Below are 19,829 nucleotides of genomic sequence, written 5' to 3'. Positions count from 1 at the left end.
CAGCTCGGGCCGCCAGAAGATCGCGGTCTCGTCAGCGGAGCGATCGGGCTCCAGCAGGAAATCGCAGCCCCCACTTCTGGGCTGCGCTCCTATGGGGCAATGAAGCGCTTGACCGGATGGCCGGCGTGCCGCGCAGACGGTCATAGTCGCTGCGATAGTCGGGATTCCGGCGCAGGAACTCCCACGCGAGCCCCTGCCGCTCCAGCCGGTTCAGCGCGCGTTCGGTTGTCTGCAATCGCCAATCGGGCGGCTCGGCCATACGCGTCTCCTCGCCCGCGCTTTGAGTGGCCCCCTACGCGCTGAGCCTCGCCGCTGACGAGGCGCGGCGGAAGCCCCCGAAACTGCGCGGCGTGATGCCTCTTACAACCGGGAGGAGTGTCCCGCTTTATGACACGCGGGGACGGAGGAGCTCGCGATAGCCGGTGGTGGTCATCCAGCGGGCGCGGGCGAGATGGCTGTCATGAACCATCCGGGCGCGGTCGGGATCGCGGTCGGGATCGAGCGCGAAAAGAATCTGCACAGCCTCGCGCCAGTCGGCGCCTTCGGCGGCGGCGTCGAGGAGCCGGATATAGAGAGCAAGATGGCTTTCATCGTAGCCTGTCAGGCGGTCGCCATCGGGCGGACGGTCCTGGAAGGTAATGACGGTCATCGGCGCGCTCATCTTCTTTGGTTAACCGATCGTATCCGCATTCCCAATGCAAACCAGACCGATAGCTGAAATTTCCCGATGCTTTTCACGCATCGCGGCAGCCCGCCGTAGGCATCACGCGCAGACGGCGTGGCCGTGTATTATAGCACGTAGCGATATAATGCACGATTGTCTCCTATCCTGCGGATGGACATTCGCAGAATCTTTGGAGCCAACGTCAGGAGGTATCGCATCGCGGCCGGTCTGAGCCAGGAGGCGGTCGCCGTGAAAATGGGTGTGGACCGCGCCTATGTGAGCGGGATGGAGCGGGGCCAGCAGAACGTCACGCTGTTGACCATGTGGCATTTGTCGGAAGCGTTGGGCGTGAGACCCGCCGATCTTCTGGATGAGAGGGTGGAGGAAGCTGAGACGTGAGTCTCGGCGAGGCCCAAGCACAGCCGGATCGGCGGAAACGGGCAAAGCCGTTAAAGCGCCGACACGTAAAGCCGACAATGCGAAAAACGGTATGACGAACTCTGAAGGACTTGCCCCGCCCGAGGTTCGGGCGGGGCGTCCAGAGCCAGGCGGTCAATCCGCGTTGCGGCGGCTGGGGCGGGACCAGATGAGGCTGTAGCCCTCGCCGTCCTCGTCGTCGAAGAGGTTGGCGAAGATCGGGGCGGTGAAGCTCGGATCGTCGAGTTTGAGGCCCAGATAGTCGCGGCCTTCGTTCGAGCGCTTGGACCAGGCGGCGCCGATCTCGGCCTTGCCGGCGAAGACGCGGTGCGAAGGGGCATTGTCGTTGGAGCGAGTCTCCTCAGGGACGATGCGGACGTTCTTGGCCTGGACGCTGAGGGTGACGATTTCGCCGGTGTAGTTGTTGCCGGTCTTCTTGAAGGTGCCGATGGTCGCCATGGTAGTTCTCCTTGAACTCTGTTCCGAGCCCGCACCATTGCGGCCTCGATGGCGATCGGCAGGCCGAAGGCGATTGACGCGGCATCGCTTGCGACCGGAGCGCAGCGGAGGATGGCAGCCAGGCGACTTTGTTGTTTCGCGAGGAATGACGGCGCAGCCGGCAGGGGAAGAAAGTCGATCGGCGCCATTGCCGCATAGGCGATCGAGGCGCAGCCGGCCTTCGGCCAGATCAGCCCATTGAAGAGGCCGTTTTGGAGCGGTCGGTTAGACAGAGATGGATCAAGGAGAACGTGGCGAGCACGGCACTGCCGTTACGGATATCGGCAACAACGGAGTCGGCGATTCCACAGAACCAGTCCAGGCTTGACCGCATCTCGACGCCGACACCGCTCCGGCAAGAAAGCCAGCGCACCGGTGTTTTGATCGCGTGACTGAACGGCGTCTCGCTGCTCCGGCGTAAGGCTGCGATGACGCGACACGGGTTGGCCGAGGCAAAGGTCCAAGCGGCGCCGACCGCCATCTCGGGGTTTCGATCACGAGGGCGGCGCGGTGAAGATCGGCCGATGGTCCCGCCTCTGCTGCTGATAGCGTCAGGCGCGCGCCAAGCCCCGCCCCGACGGTCCGGGCGCCGCCATAGCCGTCACCCGCACGAACGCGGTGACGCCAACCGCGATCGCGCCGATGACGGAAAAGACGATCTGCCACGTATCGGAGGGCATGGTGTGCTGCACGATGCCATGGGTGGCGTGATAGCCGGCGAGCGCAGCGGGCGCGACGAAGGCGATCGCGATCGCGAGGCGCAGCCAGAGCGGCCGCACGAAGGCGAGCAGGAACTGGCCGATGCCGAACGTCAGTGCGGCGGCGACGATGCCGACGACGATGCCGCCGATCCATCCTGCGCCGGTCTGATAAGCCCAAGCGCCAGCGGTGGCGCCGGCAAAGACCGGCAGCGCAAATACGGCGAGTGTGAACAGAAGCCAGCAAAGGGCGCCGATTGCCGCGATGCTAGCGAGAATGCCGATGAAGATCATGGCGATGGTCTCCCGTGAGAAAAGGTCTGACGGTCGCGCCTTCCACCACCACCATGGCGCGACCTGAGCGTAGCTGAAATTGAGTGAAAACGGGAGTGGAAATCCGGCTGGACTTCCGCTCCCGCGAGCAGGTTGAGCTGGGAGGCGCTCACGCGCCGCCGAACTTCCAAACCGGGATGCCGAGCTTGCGAGCCTTGTCCGCAAGATTGCCCTGGATGCCGGTTCCCGGAAATACCATGGCACCAATGGGCAGGACTTCGAGCATCTGATCGTTGCGCTTGAACGGTGCAGCCTTGGCGTGTTTCGTCCAGTCGGGCTTAAAGGCGACCTGCGGAACCTTGCGATGGTCGGCCCAGCGGGCAGCGAGGCGCTCGGCGCCCTTCGGCGATCCGCCATGCAGCAGCACCATGTCGGGATGCTTGGCGTGCACCTGATCGAGCTTGGCCCAGATGAGCCGGTGGTCGTTGAAGTCGAGACCGCCGGTGAAGGCGATCTTCGGACCGGCCGGCAGCATCACTTCGGTTTCGGCGCGGCGCTTGGCGGCGAGAAAATCACGGCTGTCGATCATGGCCGAAGTCATGGTGCGGTGGTTGACCATCGATCCGCCGCGCGGGCGCCAGGATGATCCGGTATGGCGCTCGAAGTGCTCGGCAGCCTGGTCGCGCATCAATTCGAAGGCGTCACGGCGTTCGATGAGCGTCTGTCCCTCGGCGGTGAGCCGCTCCAGCTCGACGGACTTCACCTCGGAGCCGTCCTGCTCCCGCTGGCTCCGCCGCTGCGCCTGCTCGTTGTCGTCGAGCTCGCGCTCGATCCGGCCGGTGGCGCGGTGGAAGAGATTGACCGTCGACCAGAGCAGATCGTCGAGGTCGGGCTCGAGGCGGGTTTCCTGCAAGGTGACAATGAGAGCGTCGAAGATGTCGGCGATGGCGCCGGCGACGGCGTTTCCCTCGGGCAGCGGCCTCGGGTCGAGTTCGTCCTGGAAGGGGCGAAAGCCGTAAAGCTGAAGTTCGGTGAGAACGTGGTCGGTAGGCGATGAAGCGTGATGGGGCTCGAAGTCGTCACGATCGCTCGTCATGGGATGCTCCTTCGTCGGTCTGACCGCGACCCTCGCGGCCTTCTGGCGACGAAAGCCGTCGGGCGGGCCGGGCCTGCACCCGAAGCGAAGCGCAGGGCCGAAGCGTCAGCGGAGGATGGCGAAGCCCGGTTGTTTTGCTTCGCGATGCAAAGGCCCGAAGGGCCGGCGGAAAAGAACCGGGCGCAGCCATTGCGGGGCTGGACCGTTTGACGGCCGATCGCCCTCTCGAAGGCCGGGTCGCGGTCTCTCCGGCGAGATGGGAAGCAGCCAGGGCGATCGCGCTGACAGCGCCGCCGCTCTTGTCGCACCCCTCCGGAACTACATCGCCTCGGCCGCAATGAAGCGCGCGACATCTTCCGGGGCGAGCTGGACGCGGACGTTGGCCCGGAGCGCGACGATGCCGATCAGTCTGAGATCCTCGTTGAAGTCTCCGAGCGTCGGCGACAGAACAATCGCCTCGATCCCGACAGCGTTCGCCCGTTCGATCAGGCTGTCGCGCGCGCCGTCGCCGGCCGGATCGTCGTCACGCACGATGTAGAGTCGGCGTAGAGTTGCCGGGAACAGGATGGCTGCGAGGTGCGCGGCCGATAGAGCGGCGACAATCGGCATGCGGGGCGCCGCCATTCGCAGCGACAGATTGGTTTCGATTCCTTCGCCGGCCGCCATCACGTCACGCGCCACGCCAAAACGGACCGCATGGCCGAGGAGGTCGCCCATCGCTCGCCGCGGCGTGTCAATCGGCGCCTTGCCGCTGCCGTCGGGTGCAAGCCAGGTACGATGCGCGCCGGTGATCCGGCCGCCAAGATCGGTGACGGATGCGATCATCGCCGGCCAGTTCTCGGTCGGACTGTGCTCGTCCGGCCTATAATAGCATCGGGGATGGAAGCGCAGCGATCCGGTTTCGTGCAAAGCCGTGATGCCGCGTTGGCGTAAGTACGTTTCCACGGCCGTGCCTGGTATCGGTTGCGACATGGCGAAGAGCCGGCGTGCCGCCTCCGGCGATCCCGTCGGAGCTGGCGTCTGCCGCGGATTTGATTGCCGCTCGGGCTCGGGATGGGGAAGGCTGAGGAAGGTTCGCGCCTCATCGGCGACGTCCTTGAAGTCGACCAGGCCGCGGCTCTCGCGGATGATGTCGAGTAGATCGCCGTGCTCGCCAGTGGCGGCGTCGGTCCATTTGCCGGCAGCGCCCTTGCCGGATTCGGCGCCCTTCAAGCGGACGAACATGGACCGCCCCGGCGTGTTGCGGGCATCGCCGACCAGCCAATAACGTCCTTCACGGCGGCCGTTGGAAAGATAATGACGGCAGGCCGCCTCAGCCTGCCTGGCCATACGGCGTGCCAGATCGGATGCATCTTCCGACATCGTGTCCTCCGAGACGAAAAAGGGCCCGCCATCGCTGGCGGGCCCCTGGCAGTGCGGTTAGCTCCTTCGTTATTCGGCCGCGGTCGCGTGGGCTTCGAGCGCGATCGAGTCATCCTCGGCCACTTCCTCATCTTCCACCACGGCCGTTTCGCCGCCGTCCGCCGTCGTTTCTTCGCCCGCCGCATCGGCGTCTGCTTCCACAGGGTCAATGGCGTCGGACTCAACGGCATTCGGCACATCGCGACCGGGCGTGCGGAGCGGCTCCGGCAGCCATCCGGACCCCGCGAGCAGCGTCTCGGCCTGCTCCGCCATCTCGGCCTTCTTGAGGTGCTCGATGCGGTCACCCGCCCGCTCACCTTTCGCCTGCCGCACGGCTGCGAGGATGCGAGCCTTGGTCACCCGGCCGAAATAATTGCCGATCGTCGGCGTCCAGCCGGCTGCGACCATGTCGAGATCGACGGCCTGGGCGATCCGGTCGGCGTGGGCCAGCGCGCGAGGCTTGCGATTGTAGGCCTCATAAATCGCGTTGACCGACAGCGAGACGCAATGAGCGAACAGCGCCTGGCGGCTGTCTGTGTCGAACGAAATGAGCCCATCCCAAAGATCGGCCGGTTCCTTCGGCAGCGCGTTGAGCCAAGCCTGATGCCGGGCGTCGAAAGCGACGGCGAGCGCGCTGTCGGCAAGACCCGGCGACTGAGCGCTGAATCCCGCGCTCTTCAGGTCGAGCTCCAGACAGGTGTCCTGCGAGTAGCGGTAGAACACCTTGAGGCACAGGGCGTGAAGCGCGGCGGCGAAGGCGATGTCGGGATTCTCGCCCAGGGCGTGGCGAAGTGCGAGGGTCCGATGGGACGTCAGCTCAGTCATCAGCCGGTCGGGGATCGGCTTGATACCATCGTCTTCCTCGGGCTCATCCGCAGGAGGCTCCGTGCCTGCGGCCACGCTCGTACCGTCATGCTCGGTTCGCGCCGCGATCGTCGGCTGGTCGGCCGGATCGGTCTCGGCGTCGTTCTCCGGGGCGATCGGAAGTTCGTCCTCGGGGCGGACATAGCCACGCTCGATGCGCAGCGCGCCCGAACCGTCGATGCTGACGAAGGCGCCAGCTCGCGCGATTTCTTCGGGATCGAAGGCCTGGGGGCGATCGTCGAGCTGGCCAAGCGCCGTCTCGATCTCGCCGAGCCGCTGATCGACCTCGTCGGGCAGTTCCTCGGCTTCGGCGTAGGTCCCCTCCAGACCGTCCATCTCGGCTTGCAGCGCGTCACGCGTCGCCTGCTCATCGTCGGTGAGCGGAACCTGCTCGCCGCGCAATTGCCGCAGGCCATAGGTGTGGCCGTAGGCAAAGTCGGGCGCGACATCGATCCACTTCCAGCCTTCAGCGCGGATCGCCTCGGACTGATCGCGCAGTTGTTCGGCCACCAGCATGTCGAGGAGACCGACATCCTGCAGCCACCCGCCATCATCACCTTGGAACAGGTCGCGCAGAATCACGCCGCCCGCCTCGGTGTAGGCGTCGAGGCCGATGAACTGCGCGCGCTTGTCCGATGCCCGCACGGCACCCTCGGTGAGCATCCGGCGGATGACATGCGGCTCCTTGGAGTAGGACTGGCTCAGGCGCTCGAACACCTGCTCCTGACGCTCGTGGTCGCCGTTGACCGTGAACGCCATGAGCTGGTCCAGCGTCATGCCGTCGTCGGCATAGACGTCGAGCAGCTTGGGCGAGACGGCCGCAAGGCGGAGGCGCTGCTTGACGACGGACACGGCGACGAAGAAGGCCGCCGCGATGTCCTCCTCGGACTGGCCTTTCTCGCGTAGCGCTAGGAAGGCACGGAACTGATCGAGCGGGTGAAGCGGCGCGCGCTGGACGTTCTCGGCGAGGCTGTCTTCCTCGGGAATGCCGTCCTCGCGCACGACGCAGGGCACGGGCGCGGTCTTGGCCAGGCGCTTCTGCTTGACCAGGAGTTCGAGCGCGCGGAAGCGGCGGCCGCCGGCCGGAACCTCGAACATGCCTGTCTCGACGCCTTCAGTGTCGCGAACCGGCCGCACGGTGATGCTCTGCAGGAGTGTGCGCCGGGCGATGTCCTCGGCCAGCTCGTCGATCGAGACGCCGGCCTTGATCCGGCGGACATTGGACTGGCTCAGCACCAGCTTGTTGAACGGGATGTCCCGCGATGAGGACAGGACGATTTTCTGAACTCGGGTCATGGTCATTCTCCATGACGGGCGGCCGTGAGACTCTCTCTCGGCCTCAACCCGTCACGAAGCGAGCGCAGCCCTCTTCCTCTAGGAGGCTGGGGCTGCGCGGAATCGTAAAGGCGCGGAGCCGTGGACCCGGCTCCGCGACTCCCGGTATTACCGGACGCTGGAAAGGAGCTTCGCGGCCTTTCCCTCCAGCCCCAGCCGCGCATCCTGGTGCGGCTTGGCGCGCGCGAGCGCCGTGATCCCCTGGACGAAGTCGAAGATCGACTCCGGCGGCCGCCCTTCCTCCTCGAGCACGGTGGCGATGATCTTCTCGGTCTCGGGACGCGAGAAGCCGCGCCTGCGCAAGAAGCTCTCGCGATCCTCATCCTTGCGGGCGACGATCTGTTCGCGAGCGGCCCTGATCCCCGCCAGAAACGGCGCGGGCGACGATGTGGCGAAGCGTTCCAGCGCCGGCGCCGCCTGATGCGCAAAGCGGTGGCTGGCGAACTTGCTGTGGCGGATCGAGATCTCCTCGAAGCCCTCGGCGCCCCAGATGTTGCGGTTCATGCAGACGGCGCGGAGATAGAAGGACGCCATGCCGAGCGTTTTGGAGCCCACCTCGCTGTTCCAGCAATAGAAGCCCCGGAAGTAGAGATCGGGGTCGCCGTTGGGCAGGCGGCCGGCTTCGATCGGATGGGCGTCGTCGACCAGGAAGAGGAAGACGTCGCGATCGGAGGCGTAGAGGGTGGTGGTGTCCTTGGTCACTTCGACGAACGGGTTGTGCGTCATGGTCGACCAGTCGAGCAGGCCCGGCACCTTCCAGCGCGTGTCGCCGGTGCCGTCGCCGGCGATCTTCATGACGGCGGCGACCAGTTCATGGTCCCAGATACGGCCATAGTCCGGGCCGGTGACGGCGCGCAGCTCGATCCTCCCGTCGTCCGCCTCCAGCGTCTTCACCAGCTCGGCGCGTTATCTGAACAGTCAAGCTGTCTCAGCAGGATCTTTCAGCGGCGTTTGCCTGAAAATCCACGGCTTCCGACCGATCTCGGCGCGTGAGACAGATTCGTGGATCGCTCAGCGAGATAGCAGTTGCTTAACCGGCGCAGCAGGACAGCTTGGCGACATCCTTGCCGAACGAGAGTGCCGCGAGCTTTAGGCCCTCGACGGTGGTGAGATACGGAAAAATCGTGTCCGCGAGGTCGTCAACGGTGAGGCCCTGCCGGATCGCGAGCGTCGCGGTCTGGATGCTGTCGGCGCCTTCCGGTGCGAGGATATGCGCGCCGAGCAGCCGGCCGCTGCCGGCGTCGGCCACAAGCTTGATGAGCCCCCGGGTATCGCGCGCGGCGAGCGCCCGCGGCACCTGGTCGAGACCGATTGTCGATACACGGATGGCATGCCCGGCCGCGCGCGCCGCGGCTTCGGTCAGGCCGACGCTCGCCACCTGCGGATCGGTGAACACGATGGCGGGCATGGCGCTGTTGTCGTAGCGCAGGCTGTCGCCGTTGAGGGCGTTCTTGGCGGCGAGCTTGGCGCCATAGGCGGCCATGTAGACAAACTGGTCGCGGCCGGTGACGTCGCCAGCAGCATAGATGCCGGCCCTGGTGGTCCGCATGCGGTCATCGACGACGATGCCGCCCTTCGGCGAGAGGGCGATGCCGTGCTCGGTGAGCCCAAGGCCTTCGATGTTGGGCGCGCGCCCTGTAGTGATCAGCACCTGATCGGCGTCGATGGTCGTGTTCTGGCCGTCGCGCGAAACATCGAACGCAATACCGTTCTCGATCTTGCGGATCGCACGGTAGGCGATACCGGAGACCACGGTGATCCCTTCGTCCTCGAAGTATCCCGTCAGCGCCGCACCGATCTCGGGCTCGGCCTCGGCAAGCAAATGGGACCGGCATACGAGCGTCACCTTAACGCCGGCGCGGGCGAACATCTGGGCGAGCTCCGCCCCGATATAGCCGCCGCCGACGATGATCAACGATCGCGGTAGCTCCTCAAGGTCGAGCGCGGTCGTGCTGGTGAGATACGGTACAGTCTCGACGCCAGGGATGGCGGGCACCGCGGGCCGCGCGCCGGTCGCGATGACGATCTTGCCGGCGGGAATGCGCGCGCCGTCCACCTCGACGCCGCCCTCTATGAGGCGCGCTGGTCCTTCGCGATAAGCGATGCCGTTGTAGGCGGGGAGCAGGTTCGTGTACTTGGCTTGGCGCAGTTCGGAAACGAGTGCGTCCTTCTGACGAACGGTTCTGCGCCAGTCGGTCAGTTCGGCCTCCGCCGTGATGCCGGCAAAACGTGCTGCCACGCGCGCGTTGTGAAGTGTCTCGGCGGCTCGGATCAGAGTCTTCGACGGCACGCAGCCGATATTGACGCAGGTGCCGCCGATGGTGCCGCAACCGATGAGCGCCACCTGTGCGCCCTGATCGGCGGCCGTGATCGAGGCCGAGAAGCCGGCCGAGCCGGCGCCGATGACGACGAGATCGTAGGCGCCATTGCGACCGTTCGTGCGAAAGCGACGGTCCGCCACTGCAGCGCTCTTCGATGTCGAACCGACCGACGATTGTGCCGCGGTATCGAGGCCGGCGAGGCTCGGCCCGAACAGAGCGCGACCAGCCTCCAGCCCTTCCTCGATCGACAGCCGGAACCCGGCCTCGTCCGCAGCTTGTTCGCGGCGCCAGGCGGAGAGATGGTCGTCCGAACAGAAAAAGGCGGTGGTCGCGCACAGCGAGTTCGCAGCACACGCGCCTTGGTAGCGAACGCTTTGCCACATGACAGCCGTCCGCGGCTCGGTCTGCGCCAGCGCCCGCCCTTGGTCCCGCGTGGCGATCCGGATTGGCGCGCCACAATGGCGGCAGCGCGATGCAATTGTGATGTCGCGATCAGTCATGGCGCCAATGCCGAGTGCGTCGACCGCGCACATGGCGTTGAGGACACGACCGTCGAGTGTGACCCGGTGGCCCGTGTCCTTATCGGTGAACGGATAGGCGCCGACGATCCGCTCGCCGTCGAGCACGGCCAGGTCGCGACGGTGGAGCTCTTCGAGCAGAGTCCGGACGGACGTCTCGTTCAACCCCACTCGCTCCGCAAGCGCGCCCGTGGTCGGGGCTCGTCCTTCTTCGGCGTAGAGCTTAAGCAGCGCAACACGAACGCGGTCCGTGGCGGGATCGTAGCCGCTCCAGCGATCGAACACATGGCCGGACCCGACCATTGCTTGCAGGGCATCCTTGACCGCTGGTGATTTGACCACAGACCAATCCGGAAACGTCACGCCCGGCCGCACGGTGTAGCTCGGGAGCGTCGTGGATGCGGAAGCTGGAAGCTTGTCCCGGGACGAGGAGGATGCGCAACAGTCGTTCATGGCTTCACGCCTTCGTTGTGAATCTTGGTCTCGCTGCGGTCGGCTTTTGCACGGCGACGATGGATAGCCCACGCGACGAGACCGAAGCACGCGACCATTAGGGGAAGCACAACCGGACCCGCACCTGCCAGCCACGCGCCGAGGCTGGCCATTGGCAGGGCTCCGGCGAGAAACGGCGTCGCGCAACAGATCGCAGCGAGGACGGCGCCAGCCGTGCCTGCACGGATCCGGGCGCGGTCATTCACCTCAACTGCCCTGCTTCACCGGATGGGCCGGATAGCCCGCGCTCACGCTGGCAGTCGCGATGGCGTCCGGGTTTGTCTTTGCGTCGTCGAAGGTCACGGTTGCGGTTTTGGCTCGGAACGAAACGGCGACCTTTGCGACGCCGACGACCCCCTCCATCGAACTCTTCACGATGTAGGGACACGAGGCACAGGTCATGTTGTCGACAGCGAAGGTGATTGTGCGCTCGCCAGCGAATGCAGTCGATGCCGTCATCACTGAGGCGATCAGGGCGAAAGCGCCCAAACTCTTCTTCATGGGTCGGGTCTCCTCTTGGTGTCAGGTGCGAAGCAGTAGCGGGGCGACGTAGTCGAAGGCAAAGGCGGCAATCACAAGCGCGGTCGCCATCCAGAGCGCGAGTTGAACAAAGCGGCTGGGAATCGGGCGTGCGCAGGCAGCGCCATCAGCACAGGCCCGTCTGGGCTTCCAATAAACGAGGTAGAAGCCATAGCCGAGCAGGCCTGCCGTCCCCGCGACGAAGAACGGCTTATAAGGTGCGAGCGCCGTCAGATTGCCGATCCAGGCGCCGCCGATGCCGAGGCTAAACAAGATCAGCGGCACGATGCAGCAGGACGAGGCAGCGAGCGCGCCGAAAATGCCGCCAACGGCGATCAGACGCTGCCGTCCGACCTCACCGCGCTCGGACGCGGAAAGATCCGCCGCAGGGGGCGCCGTGCCTGCCGTTCCGGATCGCGATGCGACCATGGCCGTTCTCTCTCTCCTTGTCGAAATCCTATGCGTGCCGTAGCATGCGGTCTGTAGTCGCTACAGGGTCAAGAGGGATTTTGCGATGCGCGATCACGCCGTGGTGAAGGGCCTGCAGCGAGCCGAGCTCGCCCAACGGACGGGGTGCAACCTGGAGACCGTGCGCTATTACGAGAAGGTCGGTCTTCTGCCCGAACCGCCGCGCACGGCTGGCGGCTATCGCAGCTACGACACGTCGCATGAGCGGCGCCTTCGCTTCGTGTTGCGGGCGCGTGAGCTCGGCTTCTCCCTTGATGAAATCCGTGAGCTGCTGCGTCTCGTCGACGAGCGCGACCAGCCCTGTGCCGAGGCGCGCGCCGTCGCCGCCGCACACCTTGAGGACGTGCAGGCGAAGATCGCCGATCTGAAGCGCATGGAGCGGGTGCTCAAGAAGGTTGTCGCACAATGTGCCGACGGGACGTTGCCGGAATGCCCGCTGATCGAGACGCTGTTCCAGGAGGGTGCGGTCAACTGATCGCACCCGGTGGAGCCCGTGAAACGGCCCGCTGAGGGGGCGCCTACGCGGCGCCCCTGACTTCGTGCCGATGAGCATTGGCTTGCCGGGCGTTCATCCAGTCGGCGATCTCTTGTGCCTTGCTCGCAGCCGTGAAGATGGCGCGCTTGTCGGAGCGCAGCACTTCGAGCCAGGAGGCGATGTAGCGGGCGTGGTCGGGTCGTGGCTCAACACTGAGGTTGAGGTCGGCGCAGATCATGGCGCTGAGAAGCTCGACCGTGCATTCTTCCATGGCGTAGGCGGCCGAGCCGAACCGTCCGGACAGATCGCGGTCGAGGCGATGCTTGGCGCCGGACGCGTGACCGCATTCGTGGAGCAGCACCGCGTAGTAGGCAACCGCATCCCGGAAGCAGGCGAACTCGGGCATCTGCACGTAGTCCTTCGATGGGATGTAGCAGGCCTGCGATCCGCCGTGGCGAATGTCGATGCCCAGCGCCGCGCAGAAGCGTTCGGCGTGCGCGATCCGCTCGACCTCGGGAAGCACCGGCATCTCGGGCGGAGTGTAGCCGTCGACCTGGGCGCAGTTGAAGACGGTGTAGCCGCGGGCGAATAGACGTCGGGCGGCCGCGTCCTGATCTGCGTCGCCGTCCTGACGCTCCGCCTCGCCGTTGCGATCGTTGATCTTCCAGAATACGACCAGATGGCCGCGCTCGCCCTTGCGGACTTGGGCGCCGAGCTCCTGCCACTGGCGATAAGTGCCCCAGATGCCGGCGGCATAACCGGACGCCTGCGCCGCAGCCCAGAGCGAGAGGATGTTGACGCCGCGATAGGCCTTGCGCGAGGCGACGTTGACGGGCGTGGTGATGGCCGATCCGTCGTGATGCCAGGGCATCCGGTACTCGCCGGCGCCGACCTCGATAGCGGCGATGATCTGGTTGGTGACGCGCTCGTAGATATCGTTGCCGGTCCGGGCCTGGCTGTTGGTATCGGTGGTCATGGGTGGCTCCTGTGCTCGCCCTCTCCGTCGAGGGCGAAGCGGCAGGGGCAGACGCGGCGAGCCGGGCCGTCACACCCTGTTCACGGTTGCTGGTGCGGAACAGGGTTGACGGGCCGGCAGCGTCTGCCACAACCGAGCCCCTACCTCGACGGGCGAGCACGAGAGACGTCGGCCATGACCGATGGCCGCAGGACCGGCCGGCCGTGAGGATATTGCGTGGCTCTCAGCCAGCGACGTCTCGCGGCGAGCGCCGCAGCGGAACGACCTTGGCCTCATTCAATCGCGCCAGTTCATCCTTCAAGCCGGCAATCACCTCGTCACGCTCGGCAACCAGCAACGTCAGCACCTGGATGTGCTGCGCGAGCGTGCGGGTCAACGCGCGCAGTTCGGCCATCTCCGCACCGCGCACGGCCCGGAGCTCGGCTTCAAGGGAGCGGACGCGATCCTTCAGTGCTTGAGGAGATGATCGGCGCTGGCGGGCTTCGGCAGCACGAAACTCGGCGAGAAGATCGACCGCGCGGTTCGCCGTTGCCCGGCTGACGCCGGCCTCGCGCGCCAGATTGGAGACGGTGAGCGCGCCGTCGGTGCGCTCGGGCCGACCGTCGAGCAGTCGTGCCATTGCCGCCCTCAATGCCGCCTCGCTCTTCGGACCCGTTCGTGTGGTCATGTACCACCATCGATAAGGGGTGCAATCAGCCGGCGCTTGCGCTCGTTGTCCTGCGTAATGGCTGCGCGTTGCAGCAGCGTCAGGCGACCGTCGCTGAGCAAAGCTTCGCCCTCCATGATCGAGGCCTGCCATGGCTTGAGATGGCGCGCGGTCAAACAGGCGTTCGGGCAGCGATCGGGGCTGCATCGGGACAAGGCCGGCGCCGCCCGCTCGGAATCCGGCGCTTCTGTAAGGCAGAGCGCGGTCGCGGCTTCGAACAGGCAATCGTTGAGAAAGCCGACGTGCAAGGTTCGACCGAGATGGGCGAGCATCGTGCGCAACCGCTTGCGGTCCACGATCCGGCCGGGCAGATCGCCAAGCTCGTCCTGCACACGCGCGAACTCGCGTCGCAATCGCGTGGCACCGGGTCCCGCCGGACCGTCATGATGAAGAAACGCTTCGTAATGAGCAACGATGTCGTCGAGCTGACCGAGCGCGCGTTCACGCTCGACCGCCAAGCGAAAATCGCCATGGGCCGAGCCCGCATAGCCTTCGAACATGGCGACGGAAGCATGCTTGTATTGAATCTTGCCTGCGATCGTGCCGAACGGCCGGTTGGCGATGTACCACGCGATCGTGCGGCGAAGCTGCCGGGTCGTGAACTTCCAGGGCTCATCCGCGATCCGAGGAATGACCGGTTCGTTGCCAGAACGCGCATCGAGACCTTCGCGGAGAAGATTAAGCGTCGGCGTCGCACCAATGCCGAGATGATCAGCACTCCAGGGCCAGTCCTTTAGCGCCACCCAGAGGGACGATAGTCCCTTCTCTCGACGATTACGAGCCGAGAGAACCTCCATCACCGCAACGGCGCGGGCGACAGGTTCGATCGTGATCCAGTCAGCCGTCACGCCGCGGGCACCCTGGCGCTTGTAGACGGTGCCGCGCACGCGGTAGCGTTCGATCAATCCGTCGGCGCTGCGCTCTGCCGACACGCAGCCCGGCTGCATGGCCTGCACCTCGCTGTCGCGCATCCCAGTGAGGTAAGCGCAGATGACGTAGCAGGCGCCCTGCAGCATGCGTTCCTCTCGCGCAAGACTCAGGCCGTCGAAGCGTTCGCGCCACGGCAGGCCAGTGTCCGGATCGATGGAGATCGGCGTATCGAGACCGCCGACCTCGGTCCCGAGCTCGGCCGCCGCCTGATCGATCAGCCGTGCGGTCTGTTTGGACTGGCTGATGCGGCCGCTCTCGCGAGCGCCTACGTGCAGGCGCATCAGGTGAAGATTGTACGGAGGGCTCTCATCGCCGGTTTGCGGGTCGATGCGGCGGGCGACATTGGGCGCGCGCTCCCAGATCGGTACGCCTCGGCCGGCCATCCGGCGCGCCTCGAGCCATTTGGCCATCCGCGCTCGATAAGTCTCGGCGACTGCCTGTCCGGCCTGCGCGTCCTGCGCCATCAGTTGCTCGCAACGGGCTTCGAGCGCATCAAGCTCTACTCGCGCGGCGAGGATATCCGGTGCAAAGACCTCGACGTATTTGAGCGACCAGCGCAGCATGGCGCCGATGATCGGTTCGGGAATACGCGGCGTAGCATTCTCGGCGGGTGCCGGCGGCCGCTTGGCGACATGGTGAGCCGCACGCCCACGCCACGGCAGAAAGCTGATGCCACCACCCGTGAGCCATGGCGACAGATGATGCAGGTCGATCGGCACCTCGACATACTTCACTGTCTCGTGCGGTGTTCGCCGGCCGCCGTCACCAGCATGCGCCAGATAAGAGTCGAGCAAAGGCTGGTCGATCCGGCGCAGATCGACGGCGCCAACGTGCGCGATGAGGAACGCCGCGAAATGCTGGATGTAGCGCAGCAGCCGGATCGCCCAAGCGACACCACATGGCGCCCGGTATCCCGGCACATGGATGCGCAGGCGCGTGAGCACATACTCCTTGGCGAGCCGCCGCGTCACAGGATCGATGATAGGAGCGAAATTGAGCCGGTAATTGCTGTAGCGGGCGTTCACCCGGAAGATGGCAGCCCCCAAATCCCAGTAGTCATCGCCAAAGCGCGGGAACTGCGCTCGGTCGGCATCCTCCCTGACCGGAATGCCGGCAAGCACGGGCTCGTCGTCACCATAGATGGCCGATGGAAGCGTTGCGCGCTCCATCAAGGCGTTGTTGACGGCGGACATCATGGTGCTCCAGCTTCGGGTGGCAGGTAAATGAGCGTCGGGTCCGATGCCGCGAGCTGGCCGGCCTGTTCGATCTCGGCCGCACTGAACCGCGGCAAAATCTGATCGGCGATCCGCCCATGAACGCGGCCGAACTTGGCGATCCAGTCGGCTTCACTGAGCGACTGTCGTTGCGCCCGGATGAAGCCGAGAAACGACAAAAGCGCTGGCAGCTTGCGTGCGGTGATCACTGCATTGCCGCATTCGAGGCACCCCCAGAATGGTGACGGACAAGCGTCCCCTTCGGCGCCAAACGGGCCCTTGTAGAAACCACCGCAACTAGCGAGCCAGACATCCTGCTCGCCGCTGAACAGCTCATTGATCGCGGCACGCCCGGAAACCGGCAGACCTATGGCCTCGTCCGGATCGGCTCGAATGGCCGCCTCATCTTCTGATGAGAGGACGCACGGATGCAGGGCGGCGTCGAGCGCGTCCCCCATGGCGTCGGCGATGGCGGCTTCGTGGATATGGCGAAGCGCGGGGATATCGGCGTAGTGATTGGCCGCAACGGCCACGCTGTGGCCGACCGCAAAGCGGTCGAGTTGACCGCCGGTTTGCCGATACCATGCTGCTTTATGCGTCTTGCGCAGGCGTGTCAGGTTGAGCCGGAGAGGCTTCCCCTCTTCATCGCGAATACGATGTCGCTCGGTCCATGAGGCGACGAGTTCCCTCGTGGCGAGGACGCGCGGGGTCAACCGCCCCCAGGCGAAGTGAACCCAGAGCGTGACGGCGGCAAGCCGGCCTCGCGCCGGAGCGGTCCATTGCAGCACCTTACGGATCAGGCCGCCCGGTGTCGATGAAGCTCCATCACGCACGCGCAACCGCTTCCACTCGGCACCGCGCGCCCGCCGCTTACAATACTCGATCTCGACATAGCCGCCTGCAGGGTTCTTCAGGCAATCCGCCCGCAACTCCTTGATCGCTTCGATCTCCAGCCCGGTATCGAGCGACAGCAGAACCATCAGCGGCACGAGATCGGCGGCGAGCAGATACCTGCGGCCATGCAGATCGTGGACCAAGCGATCGTTCGGCAAGCCACTCTCGCGGCGAAGCGTGTAGAGCTGCTTGAAGATAGGATGCCGGTGGCCAATGACGCCTTCGGCGTCGACTACAACCATCGCGCGTTCGTGCGCAACCTGCAAAGCGTTGGTCCGATCGGCATCCTTGAGCGTCGAAATGCGATCCGTCTCGGCAAAGCGACCCATAAGTGCGGTGAGATCGGCGCGAGCAGCATTCCGCAATGCTGTGGCGATGGGATCGCCATAAGCATCACGTGGCAGGGCACGGACGCCTGGTCGATCGCTCGTGTACATCAGCCGCCGCGAGGCATCGGGTGGCAGACAACCCGGCTCGGCGGCCTCGGCGAGCCGGAACAGATTGAGCACCTTGCTCATGCGGTGAAGCCGATGATTGGGATGCAGACCACTCTCGTCCATCCAAGCATCGAATCCGTCGATGCAAGCTGCGCTTACATCTGAGATGCGAATGACGCGGGGCTTTGTGGAATCGAGATAGCGCCAGAAGAACTTGAGTGCGTTGGCATAAGCTGCCGCGGTCGAAACCGAGCCGGCCGGGCCGCCGACCTGACAAGCGCGCCAGAGCGCGCCCGCAAGCGGTTGGGCCAACACCTTGCGGCCAGACAGCGCGGTCAGATCGATCGTAATACTGCGATCCGCGAGGGTGACGGTGAATCGGAGCGATGCGATGGCGATGGCGGCTTCGCCCTCGGGATCAGGCAACGCCTCAGGAAACAGTGCGCGGCGTCCCGGCCGGCACACCGGCCTAGCTGTCAGATCGGTCATTGCGCGTCACCGGCCGCATCTTCGGCCCAGCGATCAGCGGCCGCGTCGACCAGTTCCTGCGCCTCGGCAAGACTGTCGAGATAGACGTAGGTGCTGGTCACGCTGGCGTGGCCTAACAGGTGCTGGAGCTTCTGCAGCGGATCCCCGAGAATCCGGCGGTAGGCTGCGCCATGCCGATCCTGCGGATCGAACACCATCCCGATTTGCTCACGGATCAGCATGGAAAGCATGTTGACGGCGAAGGTGTGCCGCAGCGTGTGTGGCGTCACGTTAACGTCGATGCCGAAACGGCTGCAGCGCGCGCAGGCGCGGCCGAAGGCCGCCTCCCAGGTTGCTGACGGGACGGGCTCGCCGCCTTCCGTTAGCCAAAGGAGGGCATGCTGCGCCTTGCCGGGCGCGCCGGTCAACGCACGGTCGCGCTCGCCCGGCGTCAGCCGGTCGACGCGGACCCGCTTGCCCATCGCGTCGACGACCTTCTCGCCATCCGGCGTCAACCAAAGCGGATTGGACACGATCGGTTCTGACCTGGCTGCCGAGATCGCGCGTTCAAGATCGATGTAGTCGTTGATGAGCCTCAAAACCCGGCGGGGAATGCGAATGCGGCGCGGTCGTCCGCCCTTGGCGACCGCGCCGGGAAGGTCAAACGGGAGCGAGCGCATGCCGGAGTCCGCCTTGCGCGGAAGATCGGCGAGTAACAGGCTGCGGCCCTCGGACAACCGCAGACCGGTCGTGACCAGGAGTTCGGCGAACAGCGCGTTGCGCTCGCCATTGCGGCCGCGCCAGGTCGGGTCTTCGGCACCGTCAGGCAGCCTTCCCCGCAAGCCCACGTCGCGAAACAGCAGATAGCTGCCAAGATCGACGAAACGCATATCGTGCCGCCGCGCGGCACGTTCGCGCGAGCGGTTCGCCGTCACGGCCAACAACGCGCGAGTCCCCGCCGTCCTGCGAAGGGTCACGCTGTAGCTGAAGGGCGAGAACGCCATGATCCCTTCTTCGACGGCCCACCGATAGAGCTTATCGAACGCCGCAACGCTCCGATTCCAGCTCGCCGCCGAGATGCGATAGGGAGCCGCCGATAGCCGCCGGGCCCGATGGAACGCCAGAACGTCATGACGGTCGGCCTGCCAGACTGTCTTCCCGCCGCGCCGCTCACAAAGAAAGCGGGCCCAGACCAGAATGTCCCGCGCGTAGGAGCGCCAGGTGTTCGGCGAGCGCGCGCCCATACCTGGGCAGGCGCGGAAGAACCGATTGAGATGGAGATCGTAGCTCCCGTCATCCATTAGAATGAACGGCATGCCGTCAATCAGCCCGGCGCGCTCGCCAACGTCGAGCGCGCCGGGCGCGATCCTCACTGCAAGGCCATCAATGGAAAGCGGACGCGACAGCGCGTCAAGGTTCGTAAAATACAATTGCACGCACACACCCAAGCGGAGCGCCTTCGGCGCGACTCTTTTTGTTTAGATTGCGAGGGGTTCCCCTCGCGCTCTCCCGCTCGCCGCGTGGCAGGGGTGCAGGACTTTGCCTGCACCCCTTGACAAGTTTGTGGAGTCGCCGCCGCGTCAAGCGTTGTCCTCGCTTACGCTGCGGGAACGCTTGACCCGGACGTCTGAAGAGCTTCACCGCAGCACCGGTGACGCGGCTCCATGCCTGATTCTGAGACAGGATCACAGAGTCAAGATAAGGCCCGGTGCGAGAGCAGCCCGTGCTGCATGTTGATGCCGGCAAGCGGCGCGGGGAGCTGGCGCATATAGCCGGCAGGCGCGCCGACCAGGCTGCACATCTGGCCGAACGACCAGTGCGTGGGAGCGACGGGCTCCTCGCGATCGGGCACGATCAGCGCCAGGCGTTCGGCGTTGTCGCGACTGGCTTCGACACGAAGGGTCCGGGTCTCGACGGTGCGGGCAGTGGCGCGGTCCGCGCGTGCGCGAACGGCGGCGTAGAGCGCGCTGAGCGACAGATAGCGCTCGTCGTCGGGGCGCGAAAACCATTCGGACGACACGCGCCCGATCCGGCCGCCGCGCGAGATGTCAACTTTATAGCCGGCTGAAACCGGCGGGGCGCCGAAGGCGTCCCGATCGGCGATGGTGGGTAACTCGGTCATGGCAGAATCTCCATGACGGGCCGGCCGGGAGCCTCTCTCTCGA

The 19,829-nt window shown here is 65.5% G+C and carries 19 protein-coding genes and 2 pseudogenes; 2 read left to right on the top strand and 19 right to left on the bottom strand.

The features are described 5' to 3' along the window. Positions 1–31: 31 nt before the first annotated feature. Positions 32–259, bottom strand: coding sequence for a transcriptional regulator domain-containing protein (locus tag FFS37_RS35770; RefSeq protein ID WP_171026274.1), 228 nt, complete (start codon positions 257–259; stop codon positions 32–34). A 126-nt stretch (positions 260–385) separates the two neighbouring features. Further along, positions 386–649 carry a DNA -binding domain-containing protein gene (locus tag FFS37_RS14510; protein ID WP_137931641.1) on the bottom strand — a complete coding sequence of 88 codons (264 nt, stop codon included), beginning with the start codon at positions 647–649 and terminating at the stop codon, positions 386–388. Between the two features lie 186 nt (positions 650–835). Here FFS37_RS14510 and FFS37_RS14505 point away from each other — a divergent pair, with 186 nt between their 5' ends. Beyond that, the gene (locus FFS37_RS14505; protein WP_137931805.1) at positions 836–1,063 is read left to right on the top strand and encodes a helix-turn-helix domain-containing protein; all 228 of its coding nucleotides are present in this window, start codon (positions 836–838) and stop codon (positions 1,061–1,063) included. Positions 1,064–1,216: 153 nt separating this feature from the next. Here FFS37_RS14505 and FFS37_RS14500 read toward each other — a convergent pair whose 3' ends face one another. From FFS37_RS14500 to FFS37_RS14445, 11 genes and pseudogenes are all read right to left on the bottom strand, one after another. Further along, on the bottom strand, positions 1,217–1,540 hold the full coding sequence (locus FFS37_RS14500; protein WP_137931640.1) for a DUF736 domain-containing protein: 324 nt from the start codon (positions 1,538–1,540) through the stop codon (positions 1,217–1,219). Positions 1,541–1,769: 229 nt separating this feature from the next. Beyond that, the gene (locus FFS37_RS14490; RefSeq protein WP_137931639.1) at positions 1,770–2,060 is read right to left on the bottom strand and encodes a hypothetical protein; all 291 of its coding nucleotides are present in this window, start codon (positions 2,058–2,060) and stop codon (positions 1,770–1,772) included. 70 nt (positions 2,061–2,130) lie between these two features. Next, positions 2,131–2,571 (bottom strand): DUF4175 domain-containing protein, encoded by a 441-nt coding sequence (locus tag FFS37_RS14485; RefSeq protein WP_137931638.1) that lies wholly within the window; start codon positions 2,569–2,571, stop codon positions 2,131–2,133. A 148-nt stretch (positions 2,572–2,719) separates the two neighbouring features. Further along, positions 2,720–3,646: a DUF2493 domain-containing protein gene (locus FFS37_RS14480; protein ID WP_137931637.1), complete on the bottom strand. Its 927-nt coding sequence runs from the start codon at positions 3,644–3,646 to the stop codon at positions 2,720–2,722. 318 nt (positions 3,647–3,964) lie between these two features. After that, positions 3,965–5,008, bottom strand: coding sequence for a DUF7146 domain-containing protein (locus tag FFS37_RS14475; protein ID WP_137931636.1), 1,044 nt, complete (start codon positions 5,006–5,008; stop codon positions 3,965–3,967). Positions 5,009–5,077: 69 nt separating this feature from the next. Next, a complete protein-coding gene (locus FFS37_RS14470; protein ID WP_137931635.1) occupies positions 5,078–7,207 on the bottom strand; it encodes a ParB/RepB/Spo0J family partition protein in 2,130 nt (709 codons plus the stop codon). Between the two features lie 147 nt (positions 7,208–7,354). Further along, positions 7,355–8,152: pseudogene (locus FFS37_RS14465) on the bottom strand (DUF932 domain-containing protein); the annotation flags it as partial. Positions 8,153–8,276: 124 nt separating this feature from the next. Then, positions 8,277–10,538 (bottom strand): bifunctional organomercurial lyase/mercury(II) reductase MerBA, encoded by a 2,262-nt coding sequence (merBA, locus tag FFS37_RS14460; protein WP_137931634.1) that lies wholly within the window; start codon positions 10,536–10,538, stop codon positions 8,277–8,279. Then, positions 10,535–10,690 (bottom strand): hypothetical protein, encoded by a 156-nt coding sequence (locus FFS37_RS36165; protein ID WP_232375664.1) that lies wholly within the window; start codon positions 10,688–10,690, stop codon positions 10,535–10,537. Before FFS37_RS36165 ends, merBA begins: the two co-directional genes overlap by 4 nt. Positions 10,691–10,784: 94 nt before the next feature. After that, positions 10,785–11,078 carry a cation transporter gene (locus tag FFS37_RS14450; RefSeq protein WP_137931632.1) on the bottom strand — a complete coding sequence of 98 codons (294 nt, stop codon included), beginning with the start codon at positions 11,076–11,078 and terminating at the stop codon, positions 10,785–10,787. Between the two features lie 21 nt (positions 11,079–11,099). Beyond that, positions 11,100–11,525, bottom strand: coding sequence for a mercuric transporter MerT family protein (locus FFS37_RS14445; protein ID WP_137931631.1), 426 nt, complete (start codon positions 11,523–11,525; stop codon positions 11,100–11,102). Between the two features lie 85 nt (positions 11,526–11,610). Between FFS37_RS14445 and FFS37_RS14440 the strand changes: the two genes are divergently transcribed. Further along, a complete protein-coding gene (locus tag FFS37_RS14440) occupies positions 11,611–12,039 on the top strand; it encodes a MerR family transcriptional regulator (protein WP_137931630.1) in 429 nt (142 codons plus the stop codon). A gap of 43 nt (positions 12,040–12,082) precedes the next feature. Here the strand turns inward: FFS37_RS14440 and FFS37_RS14435 are convergent, their stop codons facing one another. The 6 genes and pseudogenes from FFS37_RS14435 to FFS37_RS14410 all read right to left on the bottom strand — a co-directional run. Next, on the bottom strand, positions 12,083–13,015 hold the full coding sequence (locus tag FFS37_RS14435) for an ArdC family protein (protein ID WP_137931629.1): 933 nt from the start codon (positions 13,013–13,015) through the stop codon (positions 12,083–12,085). Positions 13,016–13,238: 223 nt separating this feature from the next. Then, positions 13,239–13,634: a hypothetical protein gene (locus tag FFS37_RS14430; protein WP_232375663.1), complete on the bottom strand. Its 396-nt coding sequence runs from the start codon at positions 13,632–13,634 to the stop codon at positions 13,239–13,241. 44 nt (positions 13,635–13,678) lie between these two features. Then, positions 13,679–15,844 carry a hypothetical protein gene (locus FFS37_RS14425; protein ID WP_210240457.1) on the bottom strand — a complete coding sequence of 722 codons (2,166 nt, stop codon included), beginning with the start codon at positions 15,842–15,844 and terminating at the stop codon, positions 13,679–13,681. Then, on the bottom strand, positions 15,844–17,685 hold the full coding sequence (locus FFS37_RS14420; RefSeq protein WP_137931627.1) for a hypothetical protein: 1,842 nt from the start codon (positions 17,683–17,685) through the stop codon (positions 15,844–15,846). The genes FFS37_RS14425 and FFS37_RS14420 overlap by 1 nt, the downstream gene beginning before the upstream one ends. Further along, the gene (locus FFS37_RS14415; RefSeq protein WP_137931626.1) at positions 17,682–19,100 is read right to left on the bottom strand and encodes a tyrosine-type recombinase/integrase; all 1,419 of its coding nucleotides are present in this window, start codon (positions 19,098–19,100) and stop codon (positions 17,682–17,684) included. The genes FFS37_RS14420 and FFS37_RS14415 overlap by 4 nt, the downstream gene beginning before the upstream one ends. Positions 19,101–19,366: 266 nt before the next feature. Further along, positions 19,367–19,786 (bottom strand): annotated as a pseudogene (locus FFS37_RS14410) (DUF932 domain-containing protein); the annotation flags it as partial. Positions 19,787–19,829 lie beyond the last annotated feature (43 nt).

This window comes from Mesorhizobium comanense (assembly GCF_005503535.1).
GTDB lineage: Bacteria > Pseudomonadota > Alphaproteobacteria > Rhizobiales > Rhizobiaceae > Mesorhizobium > Mesorhizobium comanense.
This window is presented reverse-complemented; position numbering and strand designations above follow the sequence as displayed.

Excerpts from the sequence above, each read along its gene's own strand:
- FFS37_RS14425 (WP_210240457.1), bottom strand. The coding sequence starts at position 15,844 with ATGTCCGCCGTCAACAACGCCTTGATGGAGCGCGCAACGCTTCCATCG.
- FFS37_RS14510 (WP_137931641.1), bottom strand. The coding sequence starts at position 649 with ATGACCGTCATTACCTTCCAGGACCGTCCGCCCGATGGCGACCGCCTG.
- FFS37_RS14420 (WP_137931627.1), bottom strand. The coding sequence starts at position 17,685 with ATGACCGATCTGACAGCTAGGCCGGTGTGCCGGCCGGGACGCCGCGCA.
- merBA (WP_137931634.1), bottom strand. The coding sequence starts at position 10,538 with ATGAACGACTGTTGCGCATCCTCCTCGTCCCGGGACAAGCTTCCAGCT.
- FFS37_RS14430 (WP_232375663.1), bottom strand. The coding sequence starts at position 13,634 with ATGGCACGACTGCTCGACGGTCGGCCCGAGCGCACCGACGGCGCGCTC.
- FFS37_RS14440 (WP_137931630.1), top strand. The coding sequence starts at position 11,611 with ATGCGCGATCACGCCGTGGTGAAGGGCCTGCAGCGAGCCGAGCTCGCC.
- FFS37_RS14490 (WP_137931639.1), bottom strand. The coding sequence starts at position 2,060 with ATGGCGGTCGGCGCCGCTTGGACCTTTGCCTCGGCCAACCCGTGTCGC.
- FFS37_RS14445 (WP_137931631.1), bottom strand. The coding sequence starts at position 11,525 with ATGGTCGCATCGCGATCCGGAACGGCAGGCACGGCGCCCCCTGCGGCG.
- FFS37_RS14480 (WP_137931637.1), bottom strand. The coding sequence starts at position 3,646 with ATGACGAGCGATCGTGACGACTTCGAGCCCCATCACGCTTCATCGCCT.
- FFS37_RS14435 (WP_137931629.1), bottom strand. The coding sequence starts at position 13,015 with ATGACCACCGATACCAACAGCCAGGCCCGGACCGGCAACGATATCTAC.
- FFS37_RS14470 (WP_137931635.1), bottom strand. The coding sequence starts at position 7,207 with ATGACCCGAGTTCAGAAAATCGTCCTGTCCTCATCGCGGGACATCCCG.
- FFS37_RS14450 (WP_137931632.1), bottom strand. The coding sequence starts at position 11,078 with ATGAAGAAGAGTTTGGGCGCTTTCGCCCTGATCGCCTCAGTGATGACG.
- FFS37_RS36165 (WP_232375664.1), bottom strand. The coding sequence starts at position 10,690 with ATGGCCAGCCTCGGCGCGTGGCTGGCAGGTGCGGGTCCGGTTGTGCTT.
- FFS37_RS14500 (WP_137931640.1), bottom strand. The coding sequence starts at position 1,540 with ATGGCGACCATCGGCACCTTCAAGAAGACCGGCAACAACTACACCGGC.
- FFS37_RS35770 (WP_171026274.1), bottom strand. The coding sequence starts at position 259 with ATGGCCGAGCCGCCCGATTGGCGATTGCAGACAACCGAACGCGCGCTG.
- FFS37_RS14485 (WP_137931638.1), bottom strand. The coding sequence starts at position 2,571 with ATGATCTTCATCGGCATTCTCGCTAGCATCGCGGCAATCGGCGCCCTT.
- FFS37_RS14505 (WP_137931805.1), top strand. The coding sequence starts at position 836 with ATGGACATTCGCAGAATCTTTGGAGCCAACGTCAGGAGGTATCGCATC.
- FFS37_RS14475 (WP_137931636.1), bottom strand. The coding sequence starts at position 5,008 with ATGTCGGAAGATGCATCCGATCTGGCACGCCGTATGGCCAGGCAGGCT.